This is a genomic window from Pseudomonas sp. NPDC087697, from assembly GCF_044743155.1.
Taxonomy (GTDB): Bacteria; Pseudomonadota; Gammaproteobacteria; order Pseudomonadales; family Pseudomonadaceae; genus Aquipseudomonas.
Genome location: NZ_JBIUVW010000067.1, coordinates 1 through 19,446 on the forward strand (window position 1 = coordinate 1; position 19,446 = coordinate 19,446).

Genomic DNA, 19,446 nt, shown 5'->3' on the forward strand with positions numbered 1-19,446 from the left:
CCCTGGGAAATTTCTGGCTGGTACGGGGTGTACGCGGTGTACCAGGCCGGGTTTTCCAGCAGGTTGCGCAGGATCGGCGACGGCGTGTGGGTGCCGTAGTAGCCCTGGCCGATGTAGGTCTTGAACAGCTGGTTTTTGGCGGCGATGGCTTTGATCGAGGCCAGGGCCTCGGCTTCGCTCAAACCGTCTTCCAGCCCGAGCACGCTGGTGCCCTTGATGCTGTCGGGGATGACGCTGGCGCTCAGGGCTTCCAGGGAATCAAAGCCCAGGCTGTTGAGCATGGCTTGCTCATCGCCCGAACGCGGGCCGATGTGGCGTGCTGTGAATTCATCATGAGTGTCGAGGAAAGTGGTCATGCTGATTCCTCAGGCGTCGGCGTGGTCTTTGATCAGACGGTCGTAAGCGTCCTGATCCAGCAGTTTGGCGACAGCCAAAGCATCGGTCGGCTTGAAGCGGAAGAACCAGCCTTCGCCCAGCGGATCTTCATTGATCAGTTCAGGACTGCTGTCCAGCGCCGGGTTCACTTCCAAGACGTCACCCGCCAATGGCATGTACACGCCGCTGGCGGCTTTTACCGATTCCACGGTGGCGGTTTCGGCGCCTTGTTCGTAGGCCTTCAGCTCAGGCAGTTGCACGAATACCACGTCGCCCAGGGCGTTCTGTGCGAAGGCAGTGATGCCGACCGTGACGCTGCCGTCAGCTTCGGTGCGCAGCCATTCGTGATCTTCAGTAAAACGCAATTCGCTCATGTGAACTCCTCAGGGGTCAGACTTACCCGCTTCTTGTGGCGGGAGACGATTTACAGGCTCATGCCGGGCATCGAGCGTGGCTGTAGAGCTCATAGCAAGTGCAGTGCCATTGTTATTTATTGCTTATAAATCAATTAGTTGATTTGTTTTTTTGACGTTGAGCGAGGCGCTTCTGTAGTGAATTCAATACAGAGGGTCCGGGTAGGCAGGGCCAAGGAGGGGAAAGGCGATGAGGAGCTGGTGTTACAGCGTTTTGTCTTGAATTCGGTACGCTGTAGCGATTTGCATACGGCGCTCGTAAAAGGGCGTGTATGGGCGGCGGTCAGGCCTTGCCGGGAATACCGTATTTGCGCAGGCGGATGGCGATGGCGCTGTGCGAAGTATGCAGGCGTGCGGCGAGTAACCGGCTGGACGGATAGGTGCGATAGAGCTGTTGGAGCAGGCTCTTTTCAAAACCCTCGATGGCATCTTCCAGGCTGCCGACCTCGCCGTCGTTTTGCCGCGCCACGGCAGTGCTGGCGATGTCCAGGTCGTCGATGCCTATCAGCGGGTTCTCGCAAATGGCGCTGGCGCGGAAGATCACGTTTTGCAGTTGGCGCACATTGCCGGGCCAGCGGTTGCCGAGCAGCGCCGGATAAGTCCCGGGCGCCAGACGGCAAACCGGGCGCTGGATCTGTGCACAGGCCTGCTGCATGAAATGCTGGGCCAGCACGAGGATGTCATGACCGCGTTCGCGTAGCGGCGGCACTTGCAGATTGAGCACATTCAGGCGGTAGAACAGGTCCTCGCGAAAGCTGCCTTCGCTGACCATTTTTTCCAGGTCGCGGTGGGTCGCGCTGAGGATCCGCACGTTGACCTTGACCTCACGATCACCGCCAACCCGGCGGAAGCAGCCATCGCTCAAAAAGCGCAGCAACTTGGCTTGCAGGTAGGGTGACATCTCACCGATTTCGTCGAGGAACACCGTGCCCTGATCGGCCAGTTCAAGCAGGCCGAGTTTGCCGCCACGCTGGGCGCCGGTGAAGGCGCCGGGGGCGTAGCCGAACAGCTCGCTTTCGGCCAGGCTCTCCGGCAATGCCGCGCAGTTCAGGGCCAGGAACGGCGAGTCACGCCGCGTGCTGAACGTGTGGCAGGCACGGGCCACCAGCTCTTTGCCGGTGCCGGTTTCGCCCTGGATCAGCAACGGTGCGTCGAGCGCTGCAATGCGCTGGGCCCGGGCTTTCAGAGCGCGCATCGGGAGAGAGTCGCCGAGCAGCGCCTCGAAGCTTTCGGCGTGGTCGTGATGGAGGGCGGCCAGGCGCTCACTGATACGGTTTGGCACGTACAGCGTCAGCAACCCACCGGCCAGCGGCTGGCTGCCCAGCTCGCCGGCTTCACTGATCGGCATTGCATCGAGCAGCAAGGTCTGGCCGTTGAGCGTGACCTCGCGCATGGGCAGGCGGTAGCCGTGTTCGATCAGCGTACGTTGCAAGGAGGGCTCATCGAATAGCGCGGTCAGCGGCTCACCGGCCGGTTCACGACCACACAGTGCGATTAGCGCCGGATTGGCCAGCAGCACATGGCCGTGGCCATCCACCGCCAGCACCGGGTCGGCCCTGGCAGCGAGCAAGGCATCCAGTTGCAGGCGTCGGCGCTGGCCGGGGAGGATGTCGACCATCGTCACGGCTTGCACGCCCTGTACACCGAGAAAGGCCTCGCGCAGCTCTTCCAGCACATCGGCGCCGAGGGTCGGGGCGTCGATGTAAACGTTCGGTGGCACCATCTCGACGGCATCCAGATTGAGGCTGCGCCTACCGAGCAGGGCCAGCACTTCCTGGGTGATGCCGACACGGTCGGTAAAGGTGACGTGGATGCGCATAGGAGGCCTGAAAGGGTTGCGAACCGGATCGCAGCGATGAATGAGTATGTCGGGGTCTGTTCGAGCGTGGCGAGTGGATTACGTGGTGCACGGTCCTGTGCCGAGGTACTGGCTCAGTGCTGTTGGCGCGGGATCAGGTACGACCCGCGCTGCGCGAACAGGCTGCCAGATCTTCGAGGAAGGCTTGAAGTATCGGTGGTGGGGCAGTGCCACGTCGGGTGATCACATCGAAGGGCGACATCAGGCGCAAGCTGGTTGGCGCCAACTGATGCATTTCACCGGTCTTGATCCACTGAGAGGCGAAGTGCATCGGCAGAAAGCCCAGATACGCGCCGGAAATGATCAGAATGGCCAGGGCCTCGATGTTGTCCACGGTCGCTGCGGCTTTGCTGACGCCCAGATGTTCCAGGTCGTATTGCTGCATGTAACCCCGGGCGACGACTCGGCTCGCGCCAATCTCTTCGAGCAGTTCTGCACGCTCGGCCTGGCTGCCATAGAGCGGGTGACGCCGGCCGCAATACAGTCCGAGTGCTTCCTGATAAAGCGGCGAGTGCAACAGACCGGGAACATGGATCGGGAAGTGTCCGATGGCCAGGTGCAGTCGGCCGTCGAGCACGCGCTCCTCCAGTTCTGCGGGGGTGCCCACATACACGTTGAGATGCACATCATGCCCCCTGGACACGAAGCGCTGGGTGGTCCGCGGTAGCGGTGAGTCAGGGTCGGTGATGGTGGTGTCGATGATCCCCAGGTTGAGCTTTCCGCTGATGTGCTGTTTGAGCACGTCGGCGTCCATGCAGAAGTTTTCCACCGCCGAGAGCAGGCGCTGGGTGGCTTCATGAATCGCCACGCCTTGCTCGGTCAGGCGAAAGCCGCTGCGCCCGCGCTGGCAGAGCTTGACCCCGAGGCGGGTTTCCAGATGGGTCATCTGTTCACTGATGGTCGACTGGCCGGCATTCAAAGCCGCCTGCGCAGCGGAAAACCCCCCGCACCGGACAATCGTGGCAAACACCCTGAGCAACTTCAGATCGACATCGTGCAGCTGAATCACCTTGAACCTCCCACCTGTGGATGCATCGGCAATGCCGATATGAGTATCTGATGTTTAGCATTTTTTCCACGAAAACCTGCGCCCATAGTCACTTCAACGGCGGTCGCCTTGCAGTCCGCCAAGCCGATAACAAGAAGTGGAGAGGCTAGAAATGTCGAACAATGGTTATGAGTCCGGTCGCCTGAACTTGCCGTTCGTGGGTCATTGCACCTTTGGCAAATCCCCGGTGTGCACCGACTGGGATGCGCTGGATGCCGACGTGGCGGTGCTCGGCGTGCCCAACGACATGGGCACCCAGTGGCGTTCCGGCGCACGTTTCGGACCACGCGGGATTCGCGAGGCATCGACGCTGTTTTCCTTCGGCCACGCCGGCGCCTATGACCACGAAGATGACGTCATGTACTTGACCGCCGCCGACGTGCGCATGGTCGACGTCGGTGACGCCGATATCGTGCACACCGACATGGCCGCCAGTAACGCCAATACCGAGTATGCGGTGCGCAAAATCCTCGATGCCGGTGTCATGCCCGTTGTGCTCGGTGGCGATCACTCGGTGCACGCCCCGGTGATCAAGGCATTCGAGGGTCGCGGCCCGATCCACATCATCCACTTCGATGCGCACCTGGACTTTGTCGACGAGCGCCATGGCGTGCGCTATGGCCATGGCAACCCGCTGCGCCGCGCCTCCGAGATGAACCACATTGTCGGCATGACCCAGATGGGCATCCGCAACGTGTCGTCTTCCAATCGCGATGACTACGAAGCAGCCCACCAGGCCGGCTCGAAGATTCTCTCGGTGCGCGATGTGCGCCGCCTCGGCGTCGAAGGTGTGCTGGCGTTGATCCCGCAGAACATCAACTACTACATCACCATCGACATCGACGGCTTCGACCCTTCCATAGCCCCCGGCACTGGCACGCCAAGCCACGGTGGATTCCTGTATTACGAAGTGCTGGAAATCATCCAGGCCCTGGCCAAGCGCAGCAAAGGCAACATCGTCGGCATGGACCTGGTCGAGGTCGCCCCTGTCTATGACCCGAGCGGCATGACCTCGATTCTCGCGGCCCAGTTGCTGCTCAACAGCATCGGTTTCATCTTCCACGAGCGGGCTCAGGCGCGTCAGACCATGAGCGAAGCCACCCCGGCCTGATTGAGGGGATCGATCATCGAACCACAGTGTCCCGGCAGGACCTGACTGCCGGGCAGAGAGAATAAAAATGGACACGATCGTCAAGCAGTACCTGCAAAAATTCGGCGTCAGCGAGGCCACCCAGACCTTTCTCGGCAAGGTGCAGAAGATGTTCATCGGCGGCGCCTGGGTCGAGGCCAGCGACGGCCAGACCTCCGAGGTCATCGAGCCGTCCACCGCAGGCCTGATCACCCGTGTTCCCATGGGCACCACACAGGATCTGGATCGCGCCGTGCAAGCCGCCCGAGCCCAGTTTGACGGTGGCGCCTGGCGTCAGGCCAAGCCGCGCGAGCGTGAGCGGCTGATGCATCGCCTGGCTGATCTGATTGAACACAACGCCGCCGAACTGGCTGAAATAGAATCGATCGACATGGGCAAGTCGGTGGCTTTTGCGCGGGAAGTCGATATTCAGGGCACGGTCGATACCCTGCGCTATTTCGCCGGCTGGGCCACCAAACTCCACGGGCGTACCGTCGAGCCCTCGTTGCCGGGCAACTATCTGGCCTATACGCGCAAGGAGGCGGTTGGCGTTGTCGGCGCCATTGTGCCCTGGAACTTCCCGCTGCAAACCATGGCCTGGAAACTCGGCGCCGCCCTGGCGACCGGTTGCACCGTGGTGGTCAAACCCGCCGAACTAACCTCGCTGTCGGCTTTGCGTTTTGCCGAACTGGTTCAGGAAGCCGGCATCCCGGACGGGGTGATCAACATCGTGACCGGACGCGGTAGCGTGGTCGGTGCGGCAATGGCCACGCACCCAGGCGTCGACAAGCTCACCTTCACCGGTTCGACGCCGGTAGGCCGCACTGTCGGCCGTGCGGCGTTGGACGAAATGAAGCGACTAACCCTCGAACTCGGAGGGAAATCACCGGTTATCGTGCTGGCCGATGCCAACATTCCGGCCGCCGCCCAAGCCATCGCCAACGGGGTGTTTTTCAACTCGGGTCAGGTGTGTGATGCCGGTACACGCGCCTATGTTCATCGCAGCATTTACGACGAATTCCTGCGTGAGCTGATCGCCTACACCCGGACCTTGAAGATTGCCCCGGGTCTGGACCCGGACTGCTTCATCAGCCCGTTGGTATCGGCCTTGCAAAAGGATCGAGTGACCAGCTACATCGAAACCGGCAAGCGCGAGGGCGCCGAACTGGTCTACGGCGGCCAGCCTGTCGAGGGCCCCGGCTACTTCGTCGAGCCGACTATTTTCGCCCATTGCCGCAACGATATGCGCATCGTCCAGGAGGAGATCTTTGGCCCGGTTCTGGTAACTGCGCCTTTCGACGATGAAGAGGAAGCACTGGCGTTGGCCAATGACTCGCCGTACGGTCTGGCAGCCGCACTTTATTCCAATGACCTTGGACGCGTGCACAGCCTGATTCCGCGGTTGCGAGCGGGTTCGGTATACGTCAATGCCCACGGCACCCTCGACCCGGCGATGCCGTTCGGTGGCTACAAGCAGTCTGGATTCGGCAAGGATCTTGGGCCGGAGCAACTCGATTACCTGCTCGAAACCAAGGCAGTCTGGATCACGCTGCCCGGCTGACGCTTGACCTTGTGGGAGCGAGCTTGCTCGCGATGACGGTTGCACATCCAACACCTGTGTTGCCTGACCATCTGCTATCGCGAGCAAGCTCGCTCCCACAGGTTTTGCGCCATTTAAGCTGCTAGCACTTTCAGAAATCGGGAACGGCAAGGACGCGCCCGGGCGTCGTTCACCCGAAAGAATGCGGTTATCTCGTCATGATCTTCCAACAATAAGAGTACATCATGAACACTAACGCCAAGTCCGCCCCGAGCGTGTCCACCCGCGACGACAAGCCGGTCGTCGAAGGGCATTCGATCGACTTCATCCCAGAGAACGAGCGTACCGACAAACTGTCGAGCCAGGGCCCGTTCTGGTTCCTCGGCAATTTCACGTTTTTTACCATGACCATTGGCTTTGTCGGTCCGAGCGTCGGCCTGACCGCGCTCTGGACCACTCTCGCCGGCACGCTGGGCATCATGTTCGGCACGCTGTTCATGGCCTTTCATGGATCGCAAGGTCCACACCTGGGGCTGCCGCAGATGATCCAGTCGCGCGCGCAGTTTGGCTATCGCGGGGTGATTCTCGTGCTGCTTGCGACGCTGTTTGTGTTCGCCGGGTTCAACATCGTCAACCTCGTGTTGATGATGCAGGGCCTGCACACGCTATTCGGCTTCAACCCTGCGGTGGTGGCGGTGGCCGTGACGGTGCCGGCGGCCATACTGGCGATCCTCGGCCATGACTGGATGCACCGCAGTTTCAAATGGGCCTTGTATCTGTCGATTCCGCTTTACGGTCTGGTGACGTTGGCAGTGTTGATGGGCTGGGTTCCCGATGCGCCGATGCCGGTACTCGGGGCCGGTGAAATTGCTCCGGCACCGCTGGGCTTCAACTGGACCGGTTTCATCGCACAGTTCGCTGCGGCAGCGAGTTACAACATCGCTTACGCGCCTTACGTTTCCGATTATTCACGCTACCTGCCCAAGAACACCCCGAGCGGGAAACTGATCGCGGTGGTCTTTCTGGGCGCCTCGTTGTCCGGCGCGTGGATGATTTCCGTGGGTGGCTGGTTGGCCGATCACCTGCATTCCACTGATGTGCTGGTCGCCCTCGGGCAAGTGGGCAACACGGTGTCGCCGATCATTGGCACTGCGGTGGTGATCATCACCATCCTGGCCTTCCTGCCGGTCATCGCGATGAACATTTACAGCGCGAAACTGACCACGCTGACCTGCGTTGACTCCATCAAGCACATCGAGCCGACGCGCAAGGCGCGCACTCTGGCGATCGGTTTCGTGATCCTGCTGCAACTGGGCGTGGCCTTGAGCATCCAGAGTTCGGGCAAAGGGCTGTCGGTGCTGGGTATCTACCTGGTGGTGATGCTGTACTTCCTGGTGCCATGGACCTCGGTGAACCTGACCGACTACTTCTTCGTCCGTAAAGGCCGCTACGCCATCCCGCACTTCTTCATGCCCCACGGCAACATCTACGGCAGCTGGGGGATGCGCGGCATCATCTCGTATGCGATCGGCTTCATTTCCATGATCCCGTTCTTTTACATCTTCGACGGCGTTGAACAACGCGAGGTCTATGTCGGCCCGCTCGCCAAGGCGCTCGGAAGCATCGACATCGCCTGGCTCGTCGGACTGATCGTGTCGGGGCTGGTGTACTACTGGCTCAGCCGCTCGATTGACCTTGCGCGCGAAGAAGTGGTCATCCGCCAGATCGAGAAAACTTCCCCGCAATACACCACCGGCGACAAGCAGGCCAAGTCCCCGTTGCCGCGGCTCAACGAATCGACAGCCGGGAGATAACCATGGCTACTCAAAAATACGACTACATCATCATCGGCGCCGGCTCGGCAGGTTGTGTGCTGGCCAACCGCTTGAGCGAAGACTCCGCCACCTCAGTGCTGGTTCTGGAATTCGGTGGCAGTGATCGCAGTGTGGTGATCCAGATGCCGAGTGCGTTCTCGATCCCGATGAACACCAAGAAGTACAACTGGCGCTACGAGACCGAGCCAGAGCCCTACCTCAACGGGCGTCGGATCCACTGCCCGAGAGGCAAGGTGCTGGGCGGCTCATCATCGATCAATGGCCTGGTTTACATCCGTGGCCACGCTTATGACTTTGATGAGTGGGAATCGCTCGGCGCAGAGGGTTGGGGCTACCGTAATTGCCTGCCGTACTTCAAACGGGCAGAGAGTTACAAGGCGGGCGGCGACGGCTACCGTGGGCATACCGGGCCCTTGCACACCAACAACGGCAATAACATGAAGAACCCGTTGTATGGAGCCTGGATCGAGGCCGGCGCCGAGGCGGGTTACATCAAGACCGACGACTGCAACGGCTTCATGCAGGAAGGTTTCGGTGCCATGCACATGACGGTGAAGAATGGCGTGCGCTGCTCCACGGCCAATGCTTATCTGCGGCCGGCCATGGAGCGTCCGAACCTGACCGTGGTCACCCAGGCGATGACGCGTCAGATCATCCTCGAAGGCAAGCGTGCGGTGGGCGTCATCTATGACTGCGAAGGCCAGACCCATAAGGTCTATTGCAAGCGGGAAGTCCTGGTGTCGTCCGGGCCGATCGGTTCGCCGCACCTGCTGCAACGGTCCGGTATCGGGCCGGCCGAGGTGCTCCGCAAAGCCGGGGTCGAGGTGCGGCACGACCTGCCGGGCGTCGGGGAAAACCTGCAGGATCACGCCGAGGTCTACATTCAGTTCGGCTGCAAGGAGCCGGTGACGCTCAATAGCAAAATGGATCCCCTGAGCAAGTTGATGATCGGGTTGCGCTGGTTGTTGTTCAAGGACGGGCTCGGCGCCACCAATCATTTCGAGGCCGGTGGTTTCATCCGCTCCGAGCAGGGTTTGCGTTGGCCGGACATCCAGTTCCATTTCCTGCCGGCGGCAATGCGCTACGACGGCAAGAAGCCGATCAAGGGCCACGGCTTCATGGTGCTGACCGGGCCGAACAAGCCGAAAAGCCGGGGCTATGTGCGAGTCCGTTCCGCAGATCCCTATGAACACCCGGAGATCCAGTTCAACTACCTGCAGCGAGAAGAGGATCGCGAAGGGTTCCGCCGCTGCATACGTCTGACACGGGAAATCATCGGTCAGCCGGCGATGGACCGCTTCCGTGATGGCGAGATTGCGCCTGGCGCGAAGGTGACCAGCGATGAGGATCTCGACGCGTTCGTCCGCGAAAACCTGGAGAGCACCTACCATCCTTGCGGCTCCTGCCGCATGGGCGAGGATGACATGGCGGTGGTCGACTCCCAATTGCGTGTGCGGGGAATCGAAGGCTTGCGGGTGATCGACTCGTCAGTGTTTCCAACCGAGCCGAACGGCAACCTCAATGCACCGACCATCATGCTCGCCGAACGGGCATCCGACCTGGTGCGCGGGCGCAACATGTTGCCAGCGTCTGATGCGGTGGTAGGGTTGGCCAAGGATTGGGAAACCCGTCAGCGCACCACGGCACCGGTGCGTAATGTGAGGGTTTAATCTCCAGGGAAAGCTGGAGTTGAAGGGACGGCGGTCAGCAATGGGCGGTGTTTATAGGCCTGTTGCTGCATGTAGGCAGTGATCAGGTGCCCACTGGCTTCTTGTATAGAGGTGGTACGGATCAGGTAAAAGCAGGTACGTCACAAACAAAAAGGCCCCAGGTTTTCACCTGAGGCCTTTTTTTGTTTGGTGCACCAGGCGGGATTCGAACCCACGACCCCTGCCTTCGGAGGGCAGTACTCTATCCAGCTGAGCTACTGGTGCAATGCGGGCGCCATGATACTCATATGCGCTGCGGGCGTCCATGCCGCTGAATAGCCTGATGTTTCGCGCCCGCCGAGTGGGTGTTTGCTACGTTGATCAGAAAAATAGTGCAAATGCGGCGTTTTCGTTCTTTTTTTCGAACAGCCTATTGTCCTTTACCCCCTTTGATCCTAGGATTCGTTTGAGATTTCAAACGCTCTTGTCTGGGTGCTGAACCGCACGAGCTTCAATAGTGCGCTATTTATGTGCTTCAGCCCGGTGAATGATTTCCCTGACGGCAGCCTCCAAGGCGCCTTTCTACAATCATAATTTGCTCCGCGTGCGCGCGGTGCTGTTAAGGAAAGCCGACATGCAGCTTAAAGACACCCTGTTGTTCCGCCAGCAAGCCTTCATTGATGGCGCCTGGGTTGATGCGGACAATGGTCAGACGATCAACGTCACCAACCCGGCAACGGGCGAAATTCTGGGCACCGTGCCAAAAATGGGCGCTGCCGAAACCCGCCGTGCCATTGAAGCTGCCGACAAGGCGCTGCCGGCCTGGCGTGCACTGACCGCCAAGGACCGCGCGAACAAGCTGCGTCGCTGGTTTGAACTGATCATCGAAAACCAGGACGACCTGGCTCGCCTGATGACCCTGGAACAGGGCAAGCCACTGGCTGAAGCCAAGGGCGAAATCGTTTACGCCGCGTCCTTCATCGAATGGTTCGCCGAAGAAGCCAAGCGCATCTACGGTGACGTGATTCCGGGCCACCAGCCAGACAAGCGCCTGATCGTGATCAAGCAGCCAATCGGCGTGACCGCTGCCATCACCCCGTGGAACTTCCCGGCCGCGATGATCACCCGTAAAGCCGGCCCGGCCCTGGCCGCCGGTTGCACCATGGTGCTCAAGCCTGCTTCGCAAACGCCTTTCTCTGCTTTCGCCCTGGCTGAACTGGCCCAGCGTGCCGGTATCCCGAAAGGTGTGTTGAGCGTTGTGACCGGCAGCGCCGGCGACATCGGCAGCGAGCTGACCGGCAACCCGATCGTGCGCAAGCTGTCCTTCACCGGCTCGACCGAAATCGGTCGTCAGCTGATGGCCGAATGCGCCAAGGACATCAAGAAAGTGTCCCTGGAACTGGGCGGCAACGCACCGTTCATCGTGTTCGATGACGCGGACCTGGATAAGGCCGTCGAAGGCGCGATCATTTCCAAATACCGCAACAACGGCCAGACCTGCGTCTGCGCCAACCGTCTGTACATTCAGGATTCGGTGTACGACGCGTTCGCTGAAAAACTCAAAGTGGCTGTGGCCAAACTCAAGATCGGCAACGGTCTGGAAGAGGGCACCACCACCGGTCCGTTGATCGACGGCAAAGCCGTGGCCAAGGTTCAGGAGCACATTGCTGATGCCCTGAGCAAAGGCGCGACCCTGCTGGCCGGTGGCAAGGTTATGGAAGGCAACTTCTTCGAACCGACCATCCTGACCAACGTGCCGAAAAACGCTGCAGTGGCCAAGGAAGAAACCTTCGGTCCATTGGCGCCACTGTTCCGCTTCAAAGACGAAGCCGAAGTGATCGCGATGTCGAACGACACCGAGTTCGGTCTGGCCTCGTACTTCTATGCGCGTGACCTGGGTCGTGTGTTCCGTGTGGCTGAAGCCCTGGAATACGGTATGGTCGGCGTCAACACCGGGTTGATCTCCAACGAAGTCGCGCCGTTCGGCGGCATCAAGGCCTCGGGCCTGGGCCGTGAAGGCTCCAAGTACGGCATCGAAGATTACCTGGAAATCAAATACCTCTGCCTGGGCATCTGATCAGGTAAGGAATTAAACGCAAAGGGCACGAGAGCGCTGTCCCTTTGCGGGCTTCAAACGTTATTTCTCGGTGGCCGGGAAAGCTGTGGCAGTCGATCATCGCATGCTGCCGTAGTTGCCTCCCCGCCACGTATTCCTTGAGCCACGCCGACCGATGAGCGGCGAATGAGGACACTATGAGCAAGACTAACGCTTCTTTGATGAAACGCCGCGAAGCCGCTGTACCACGCGGTGTTGGCCAGATTCACCCGATCTTCGCCGAGTCCGCGAAGAACGCCACCGTGACCGACGTTGAAGGTCGCGAGTTCATCGACTTCGCCGGTGGTATCGCCGTGCTGAACACCGGTCACCTGCACCCGAAAATCATCGCGGCCGTGACTGCGCAGCTGAACAAGCTGACTCACACCTGCTTCCAGGTGCTGGCTTACGAACCGTACGTAGAACTGTGCGAGAAAGTGAACGCCAAGGTTCCTGGTGATTTCGCCAAGAAAACCCTGCTGGTGACCACCGGCTCCGAAGCCGTGGAAAACTCCATCAAGATCGCCCGCGCTGCCACAGGCCGTGCCGGCGTAATCGCCTTCACCGGCGCTTACCACGGTCGCACCATGATGACCCTGGGCCTGACCGGTAAAGTCGTGCCTTACTCGGCCGGCATGGGCCTGATGCCAGGCGGCATCTTCCGCGCGCTGTATCCGAACGAACTGCATGGCGTGAGCATCGACGATTCGATCGCCAGCATCGAGCGCATCTTCAAGAACGACGCCGAGCCGCGTGACATCGCTGCCATCATCATCGAGCCGGTTCAGGGCGAAGGTGGTTTCTACGTTGCGCCTAAAGAGTTCATGAAGCGTCTGCGCGCTCTGTGCGACCAGCACGGCATTCTGTTGATTGCTGACGAAGTACAAACCGGCGCTGGTCGTACCGGTACCTTCTTCGCCATGGAACAGATGGGCGTTGCTGCCGACCTGACCACCTTCGCCAAATCCATCGCTGGCGGCTTCCCGTTGGCCGGTGTGTGCGGCAAGGCTGAATACATGGACGCCATCGCTCCAGGTGGCCTGGGCGGTACTTACGCCGGTAGCCCGATCGCTTGCGCCGCTGCGCTGGCGGTGATGGAAGTGTTCGAAGAAGAGCACCTGCTGGATCGCTGCAAAGCGGTTGGCGAGCGTCTGGTGACTGGCCTCAAAGCCATCCAGGCCAAGTACCCGGTGATCGGTGAAGTGCGTGCCCTGGGCGCGATGATCGCGGTCGAACTGTTCGAAAATGGCGACAGCCACAAGCCTAACGCCGCAGCCGTTGCCCAAGTCGTGGCCAAGGCGCGCGACAAGGGTCTGATCCTGCTGTCGTGCGGTACTTACGGCAACGTGTTGCGCGTACTGGTGCCACTGACTTCGCCGGACGAGCAGCTGGACAAAGGTCTGGCGATTATCGAAGAGTGCTTCTCCGAGCTCTGATTGCCAAGTGTGACCTGATCGACAAAAAAACCCGCTTCGGCGGGTTTTTTTGTCTCTTGAAACACATCGGTGGCTTTTACGCTGTATCGAATTGTCAGCATTGTCTAAGGTGCAGGCATTGCCTCGGAGTGTACTGATGACCGCTGTTGATTTACCTGCTGTGCCGCGAGTACTGATCGCCGAGACTGATCCTTGGTCTCGAGACCTGCTCAAGCAGGTGTTGTTGCACGTGCGCTGTGACGCACGATTGGATCTGTGCGCCGATGGCCAACAGGCGCTGGAGTTACTGAGTGAAAATCCCTACGACCTGGTGATCGCCGATTGGGAACTTCCCGGTATCGATGGCCTGGGCTTGCTGCGTAGCGTGCGTCAGCGGCGGCGTAACCCGGTGTTGCCATTCATTCTGATGAGTAGCCGCAACGACAGCGCCAGCGTGCGCGAGGTATTGCCGCTGGCCCCGACGGCCTATCTGACCAAGCCCCTGAACATGGAAGGCCTGACTCAGCGTCTGCAGGATTTGTTGCTGATCGCTGGTCAGACGGTTTCCTGTGACGTCCCGGCGCTGGCGCCTGGCATGACGTTGTCGACCTTCCTTGAGCGTCGGCGTGAGGTGGCGGACGGTGCGCCGTTGCGCACTGACGTGCAACTGGCGGTCAAGCGCAGCCTGAACCCCAATGGCCTCGATCTGAAGCTGCTGGAAGAGGAGGTGCGCACCGATCCGCAGATCACCGCCGTGTTGATCGCCGCCGCCAACAGCGCCGCGCAACACCTTGGCGACACCGTGCAGACCGTGTCCCAGGCTTTGCATCGCCTGGGCACCGGGCAAAGCATGAACCTGATCCTTGGCCTGGCCCTCAAGCGCAGTGCGAAGTTGAGCGATCCGTGCCTGGCCGATTACGCCGAGCGCTACTGGAAGCTGTCACTGCACACCGCTGAATACGGGCGGACCCTGGCGCGCTTGCTCGATCTGGATCAGGAACGTTGCTATTGCGCCGGCATGCTCCATCGTCTGGGCGATCTGGCGCTGTTGCGTTGCTTGCAAGAGTGGAAGCAGGCGGGGGGCGAACTGGACGAGCTGGAGGAGGTCGGCGATGCGCTGGCTGAATTTGGCGCGGCCTACGGTTCGGCGTTGCGCACCCGCTGGCGGCTGCCGCTGGAGCTGCGAGAGCTGATTGCGGCGGTCTATCAGCTCGGTGGCGGGGTATACTCTCGTGAAGCGCTGGTGATGAATATGGCGGCACAATTGGCGCGCCTGACCGAGCATGAGGGTGTTGAAGAATTGGCCAAAAGCCGAACGGCGCGCCTGCTCAAGATCGGCTTGCCGGAATTGATGCGTTTACGCAAAAAATAGGCTTTACACCAAACCCTGTGGGAGCGGGCTTGCTCGCGAAGAGGGGCTTATGTTCAACATTGATGTTGACTGAATGTCCGTCTTCGCGAGCAAGCCCGCTCCCACATTAGTTCTGTGTTGAGTCTGGGTTTGGGTTCAGCCGCAAATAATGCGGTTCTTGCCCTGGCGTTTGGATTCATACATCGCGGCGTCGGCGCGGGTGTAGAGGTTGTCGAGGGTTTCATCTTCGGCGGTGAGGCTGGTCAGGCCCTGGCTGACGGTGATGCCGAAGGTCTGATCGTCATGGCTGAAACTCAAACGCTGGATTTCCCGTTGCAGGCGCTCGGCGACTTGCTTCGCCATATCTGGCGCGCAACCGGGAAATACCGCCGCAAACTCTTCACCGCCAATTCGCCCAAACAGGTCGCCACGGCGCAACGCTGCGTGTCCGCATTCGGCGAGCTGTTGCAGCACCTGATCGCCTTGCTGGTGGCCGTACGTATCGTTGATGAGCTTGAAGTCATCGATATCCAGCAGCAGAAACGCCAGCGATGAACCCTCCAGCCGCGCTTGTTCGAACTCGCGGCTGGCGCATTCGAAGAAGTGTCGACGGTTGCTGCTTTGGGTCAACACATCGGTGGTGGCGAGGCGTTGCAGCTCGGTTTCCAGCTGCTTCTTTTCGGTGATGTCCTCGGCTAAGCCGACCACAATCACCGGTTGTCCGGGTTCGGCCTGACGATTGATGAAGCATTTGTCGCTGAGCCAGCGCACCTGACCGTCGGCGGCGATGATTCGGTACTCGCGGTCTTCGACGGCGCCTTTTTCCAGCACTTCGGCCAGGCTGCGTTCGGCGTAGTCCAGGTCATCCGGGTAAATGCTGTCGCGCCATTGGTGATAATCGGCCAGCAGCAGGCCGGCGGAGCGACCGAAAATCCGTTCATAGGCCGGGCTGACATACAGCACCTGGCGTGTTTCCCAATTGAAAGCCCAAAGTACGGCGTTGACGCTGACCAGTAATGAGCTGAACAACTGTTCACGCTCACTCAGGCGCGCGACTTCGCCTTGGGCATGCATCAATGCCATCAGGGTTTGCGCGGCTTCGGGCCACGGTGGGAGGGACAGGTCTTCCGGCTTTTTATTGACCATCGGCACAAATCTCAAAGGGCGTACCGCGAGTTCGACAGCGGCCACAACAAAGCCCGCCTGGATGGCGAAGTGCTCTTTGAGATAGGGGATTTTAAGCTTAGTTCCCGCTTTTTGTGGCGAGGGAGCTTGCTCCCGCTGGGCGGTATACCGCCCCAATCTGGCGACCGCGTTTTGTCAGTTAAAACGCGTCGCCGGGATTGCGAATGCTGCGCAGCCGAGCGCGAGCAAGCTCGCTCGCCACAGGTCAGGCAGGGCGCAGCGAGTAGGTTTTCAACTGGTTGGCGAAGTCGCGCAGCGATTGAATACCGCTGGCTTCGGCTTCGTGGACCCAGTCCTTGATCGCCGCCAGCATGTCGTGGCCATTTGAGCTGGTCTTGATCCAGATCTGCTGCAAGGCCAGACGTTTCTCGTAAATTACCTTCAGCGCCTGGCTGTGCTCGAGCATGGTCTGGATACGCACATGGTGTTTGTCATCCAGCAGGCTGGTTTCACGCGAGAGCAGGCGCTTGGCGCGATGGAATTGGTGGCGAACCGAATGGTCGACCTTTTCCAGCTCTTGCTTGACCAGCGGACCGATCACCAGCTTGCGGTACTGGGCCATGATCTGGAAGCGGTTGTTGAGGATCGCCATGGCGGTGTCCATGTCCAGGTTGCCTTTGCCTTCGACACGGTGGGCGATCGGCGCAACCCGCTGGACCTTGGCCAGACGCAGGAAGCTGAAGACCTGGATCCACGCCCAGCCGAGGTCGAATTCCCACTTCTTCACCGACAGTTTCGCCGAGTTAGGGTAGGTGTGATGGTTGTTATGCAGTTCTTCACCGCCGATCAGAATGCCCCAGGGCACCAGATTGGTCGCCGCATCACGGCATTCGAAGTTGCGGTAGCCAACGGCATGACCCAGGCCATTGACCACGCCAGCGGCCCAGACCGGGATCCACATCATCTGGATCGCCCAGATGGTGATGCCGATGGTGCCGAACAGCAGCAGGTCGATGACGCCCATGATCGCCACACCCAGCAGTGGATAAGGGCTGTAGAGGTTGCGTTCGATCCAGTCTTCGGGGCAGTTCTTGCCGTAGATGCGCAGGGTTTCGGGGTTTTCCGCTTCGGTGCGGTACAGCTCGGCACCTTTGCGCAATACCGTGGACAGACCCTTGATCACCGGGCTATGCGGGTCATCGACGGTTTCGCATTTTGCGTGGTGCTTGCGGTGGATAGCGGTCCACTCGCGGGTGTTCTGCGCCGTGGTCAGCCACAGCCAGAAGCGGAAAAAGTGTTTCAGGCCAGCATTGAGCTCAAGGGAGCGATGGGCTGAATAGCGATGCAGATAAACCGTGACGCCCACGATGGTGATGTGGGTCATTAACAGGGTGACTGCCACCAGTTGCCAGGGCGACAAGCCGAGTAAACCTTCGTACCACATAGGCTGTATGGCCCTCGATAAAGAAAAAAACAGCAGGCGCATTATCACTCAGCACACAGATAAAACCAGTCGCCCTTTCAGATAAGAGTGGCTGGATGTTTCCTTAAATCTATAATTCCAACCTTTTTTGTAGGGACATGGACGACCGAATGTTTGCTTCTTATCGCGATGCCTTGCGTGCAGCGCTGCTCTACCTGGTGCTTTCCGTCGTTTGGCTGGAAATCACTGGTTATTTATTGACCAATTTATTCGATGAATCAGCTGACCTTCAGCGCTGGCAACTGATCAACGGTTATGTCTGGGTGGTGCTCCGCGCCGGTTTTATCTTCATTGCCCGGACGCGGTTGCTGGGTTTTCTCGGGATCGGTGCCAAATTGCGCCTTCGCAACGAAGATCGCACGCGATTGCGTCAGGCACAGGCGGTGTTCGATTGCACGCGAGAAGGGGTCTTGGTCACTGATCGTCAGGGGGTGATTGTCCACGTCAATCGGGCCTTCATGGAGATCACTGGCTATCAGGCCGAAGAGGTGTTGGGCCACAGACCCAGCCTGTTCAAGTCCGGCCATCATCCGCCAGATTTCTATCAAGAGATGTTCCAGAGTCTGAACCGCACCAGCGAGTGGAGCGGCGAGATCTGGAATCGGCGCAAAAGCGGTGAGATTTATCCGCAATGGCAGACCATCCGGGTCATTCACGATGATCACGGCCAGTTGAGCCACTATGTGGCGGTGTTTTCCGACATCAGCGCGATCAAGAACTCCGAGCACGAACTCGCGCATCTTGCACACCACGACCCGCTGACCGAACTGCCTAATCGCCTGCTGTTCAGCGATCGCGTCGAACAGGCGCTGGCGTCGGCGCAGATTCACAAGCGCGGGTGCGCGTTGCTGATGATCGATCTGGATCATTTCAAGATGATCAATGACAGCCTCGGGCATAACGTCGGCGATCAGTTGCTCAAGGCAGTGGCCGTACGTCTGCAAGGCATGTTTGGCCCCGGAATTACCCTGGCGCGTTTGGGGGGCGACGAGTTTGCCGTGCTGGCCGAGAGTTGTCCGCAACTGGTGCAGGCTGCCGCGTTGGCGCAGCGGATCATCGATGGTCTGAAAGAGCCGTTTGTCATCGATGCTCACCCGTTGTTCATCAACGCCAGTGTTGGAATCAGCCTGTTCCCCAGCGACGCGCTGAGCGCCGAACAATTGCTGCGCAACGCTGATTCGGCGCTGTTCAAGGCCAAGAGTTCGGGGCGCGACGGTTATGCCTTGTACACCGAGGAACTGACCGCCCACGCCCAGCACCGGGTCGAGATGGCCTTCGAATTGCGCCGCGCACTGGAGCAGCAGGAGTTGCGGGTGTATTACCAGCCGGTGCATGACCTCAAGACCAGCCGCTTGATTGGCGTTGAAGCGCTGGTTCGCTGGCAGCATCCGCAGCGCGGGTTGGTGTCGCCGGGTGAGTTCATTCCGATTGCCGAGCGCACCGGGTTGATCGCCGAGATCGATGCCTGGGTGATGCAACAGGCCTGTCAGCAGATGTGTGCCTGGCAGAAGGCCGGGGTGGTGCTGTCGTTTATCGCGGTGAACGTCTCGACGCGGCTGTTTGCCCGGCGTGAGCTGTATGAACGGGTCGCTCAAGTGCTGCACGACACGGGACTTGATCCGGCTTATCTGGAGCTGGAAGTGACCGAAAGTGCGGTGATGGACGATCCGGAGGTCGCGCTGGAACAAATGCATCGCCTGCGCGAACTGGGTGTGCGGCTGGCCATCGATGACTTTGGTACCGGTTATTCGTCGCTGCTGCGGCTCAAGCGTCTGCCGGTGCAGAAACTCAAGATCGACCAGGGCTTCGTCGCCGGCCTGCCGTGGGATGAGGATGATGCCGCGATCGCTCGAGTGATCATCGCCCTTGCGCAAAGCATGGGCATGCAGGTGCACGCCGAAGGCATCGAGCAGGTCGAGCAGGCGAGTTTCCTGCTCGAACAGGGTTGCGACCTGGGTCAGGGTTACTGGTTTGGCCGACCGATGCCGGCGCAAGAGCTGGATTGGGCTCGGGCGCCGGTGATTCGCTAAACATTAAAAGATCGCAGCCTGCGGCAGCTCCTTGTATCTCGACTATCGCTCCGTCAGGAGCGATAGTTCTCGACTGATCATCGAGGGAGGGACCTGGAAG

Annotated in this window: 13 protein-coding genes, 1 tRNA gene and 1 pseudogene; 8 read left to right on the top strand and 7 right to left on the bottom strand. The window is 59.9% G+C overall.

The features are described 5' to 3' along the window. The 4 genes and pseudogenes from ACIPIN_RS27695 to ACIPIN_RS27710 form a co-directional block, all read right to left on the bottom strand. Positions 1–356: pseudogene (locus ACIPIN_RS27695) on the bottom strand (glycine dehydrogenase (aminomethyl-transferring)); the annotation flags it as partial. A gap of 9 nt (positions 357–365) precedes the next feature. Next, positions 366–749 (bottom strand): glycine cleavage system protein GcvH, encoded by a 384-nt coding sequence (gene gcvH / locus ACIPIN_RS27700; RefSeq protein WP_401124462.1) that lies wholly within the window; start codon positions 747–749, stop codon positions 366–368. 322 nt (positions 750–1,071) lie between these two features. Then, positions 1,072–2,607 (bottom strand): sigma-54-dependent transcriptional regulator, encoded by a 1,536-nt coding sequence (locus tag ACIPIN_RS27705; protein ID WP_401124464.1) that lies wholly within the window; start codon positions 2,605–2,607, stop codon positions 1,072–1,074. A 133-nt stretch (positions 2,608–2,740) separates the two neighbouring features. Next, on the bottom strand, positions 2,741–3,655 hold the full coding sequence (locus ACIPIN_RS27710) for a LysR family transcriptional regulator (RefSeq protein ID WP_401124467.1): 915 nt from the start codon (positions 3,653–3,655) through the stop codon (positions 2,741–2,743). 151 nt (positions 3,656–3,806) lie between these two features. Between ACIPIN_RS27710 and speB the strand changes: the two genes are divergently transcribed. From speB to betA, 4 genes are all read left to right on the top strand, one after another. Continuing rightward, positions 3,807–4,805: an agmatinase gene (speB, locus tag ACIPIN_RS27715; RefSeq protein ID WP_401124469.1), complete on the top strand. Its 999-nt coding sequence runs from the start codon at positions 3,807–3,809 to the stop codon at positions 4,803–4,805. A 67-nt stretch (positions 4,806–4,872) separates the two neighbouring features. Next, a complete protein-coding gene (locus tag ACIPIN_RS27720; protein ID WP_401124471.1) occupies positions 4,873–6,384 on the top strand; it encodes an aldehyde dehydrogenase family protein in 1,512 nt (503 codons plus the stop codon). A gap of 224 nt (positions 6,385–6,608) precedes the next feature. Then, positions 6,609–8,177, top strand: coding sequence for a purine-cytosine permease family protein (locus tag ACIPIN_RS27725; RefSeq protein ID WP_401124473.1), 1,569 nt, complete (start codon positions 6,609–6,611; stop codon positions 8,175–8,177). 2 nt (positions 8,178–8,179) lie between these two features. Next, positions 8,180–9,868 (top strand): choline dehydrogenase, encoded by a 1,689-nt coding sequence (gene betA / locus ACIPIN_RS27730; RefSeq protein WP_401124475.1) that lies wholly within the window; start codon positions 8,180–8,182, stop codon positions 9,866–9,868. Positions 9,869–10,055: 187 nt separating this feature from the next. Here betA and ACIPIN_RS27735 read toward each other — a convergent pair. Further along, a tRNA-Arg gene (locus tag ACIPIN_RS27735) sits at positions 10,056–10,132 on the bottom strand. A gap of 349 nt (positions 10,133–10,481) precedes the next feature. On the opposite strand from ACIPIN_RS27735, the gene gabD reads away from it, so the two are divergent. The 3 genes from gabD to ACIPIN_RS27750 all read left to right on the top strand — a co-directional run bounded on the left by gabD (position 10,482) and on the right by ACIPIN_RS27750 (position 14,729). Beyond that, a complete protein-coding gene (gabD, locus tag ACIPIN_RS27740; protein ID WP_401124477.1) occupies positions 10,482–11,924 on the top strand; it encodes an NADP-dependent succinate-semialdehyde dehydrogenase in 1,443 nt (480 codons plus the stop codon). Positions 11,925–12,100: 176 nt separating this feature from the next. Beyond that, positions 12,101–13,378, top strand: a complete 1,278-nt coding sequence (gene gabT, locus ACIPIN_RS27745; RefSeq protein ID WP_262112100.1) for a 4-aminobutyrate--2-oxoglutarate transaminase — start codon at positions 12,101–12,103, stop codon at positions 13,376–13,378. Positions 13,379–13,514: 136 nt separating this feature from the next. Then, positions 13,515–14,729: an HDOD domain-containing protein gene (locus tag ACIPIN_RS27750; protein ID WP_401124478.1), complete on the top strand. Its 1,215-nt coding sequence runs from the start codon at positions 13,515–13,517 to the stop codon at positions 14,727–14,729. Between the two features lie 135 nt (positions 14,730–14,864). On the opposite strand, the gene ACIPIN_RS27755 is transcribed toward ACIPIN_RS27750, so the two are convergent. Both ACIPIN_RS27755 and desA read right to left on the bottom strand, forming a co-directional pair. After that, the gene (locus ACIPIN_RS27755) at positions 14,865–15,854 is read right to left on the bottom strand and encodes a GGDEF domain-containing protein (protein ID WP_401124481.1); all 990 of its coding nucleotides are present in this window, start codon (positions 15,852–15,854) and stop codon (positions 14,865–14,867) included. Positions 15,855–16,098: 244 nt separating this feature from the next. Then, positions 16,099–17,277 carry a delta-9 fatty acid desaturase DesA gene (gene desA / locus ACIPIN_RS27760; RefSeq protein WP_401124483.1) on the bottom strand — a complete coding sequence of 393 codons (1,179 nt, stop codon included), beginning with the start codon at positions 17,275–17,277 and terminating at the stop codon, positions 16,099–16,101. Between the two features lie 149 nt (positions 17,278–17,426). Here desA and dibA point away from each other — a divergent pair, with 149 nt between their 5' ends. Beyond that, positions 17,427–19,346, top strand: a complete 1,920-nt coding sequence (dibA, locus tag ACIPIN_RS27765) for a phosphodiesterase DibA (RefSeq protein ID WP_401124484.1) — start codon at positions 17,427–17,429, stop codon at positions 19,344–19,346. Positions 19,347–19,446: the final 100 nt, after the last annotated feature.

Excerpts from the sequence above, each read along its gene's own strand:
- gcvH (WP_401124462.1), bottom strand. The coding sequence starts at position 749 with ATGAGCGAATTGCGTTTTACTGAAGATCACGAATGGCTGCGCACCGAA.
- ACIPIN_RS27705 (WP_401124464.1), bottom strand. The coding sequence starts at position 2,607 with ATGCGCATCCACGTCACCTTTACCGACCGTGTCGGCATCACCCAGGAA.
- speB (WP_401124469.1), top strand. The coding sequence starts at position 3,807 with ATGTCGAACAATGGTTATGAGTCCGGTCGCCTGAACTTGCCGTTCGTG.
- ACIPIN_RS27720 (WP_401124471.1), top strand. The coding sequence starts at position 4,873 with ATGGACACGATCGTCAAGCAGTACCTGCAAAAATTCGGCGTCAGCGAG.
- ACIPIN_RS27725 (WP_401124473.1), top strand. The coding sequence starts at position 6,609 with ATGAACACTAACGCCAAGTCCGCCCCGAGCGTGTCCACCCGCGACGAC.
- betA (WP_401124475.1), top strand. The coding sequence starts at position 8,180 with ATGGCTACTCAAAAATACGACTACATCATCATCGGCGCCGGCTCGGCA.
- gabD (WP_401124477.1), top strand. The coding sequence starts at position 10,482 with ATGCAGCTTAAAGACACCCTGTTGTTCCGCCAGCAAGCCTTCATTGAT.
- gabT (WP_262112100.1), top strand. The coding sequence starts at position 12,101 with ATGAGCAAGACTAACGCTTCTTTGATGAAACGCCGCGAAGCCGCTGTA.
- ACIPIN_RS27750 (WP_401124478.1), top strand. The coding sequence starts at position 13,515 with ATGACCGCTGTTGATTTACCTGCTGTGCCGCGAGTACTGATCGCCGAG.
- ACIPIN_RS27755 (WP_401124481.1), bottom strand. The coding sequence starts at position 15,854 with ATGGTCAATAAAAAGCCGGAAGACCTGTCCCTCCCACCGTGGCCCGAA.
- desA (WP_401124483.1), bottom strand. The coding sequence starts at position 17,277 with ATGTGGTACGAAGGTTTACTCGGCTTGTCGCCCTGGCAACTGGTGGCA.
- dibA (WP_401124484.1), top strand. The coding sequence starts at position 17,427 with ATGTTTGCTTCTTATCGCGATGCCTTGCGTGCAGCGCTGCTCTACCTG.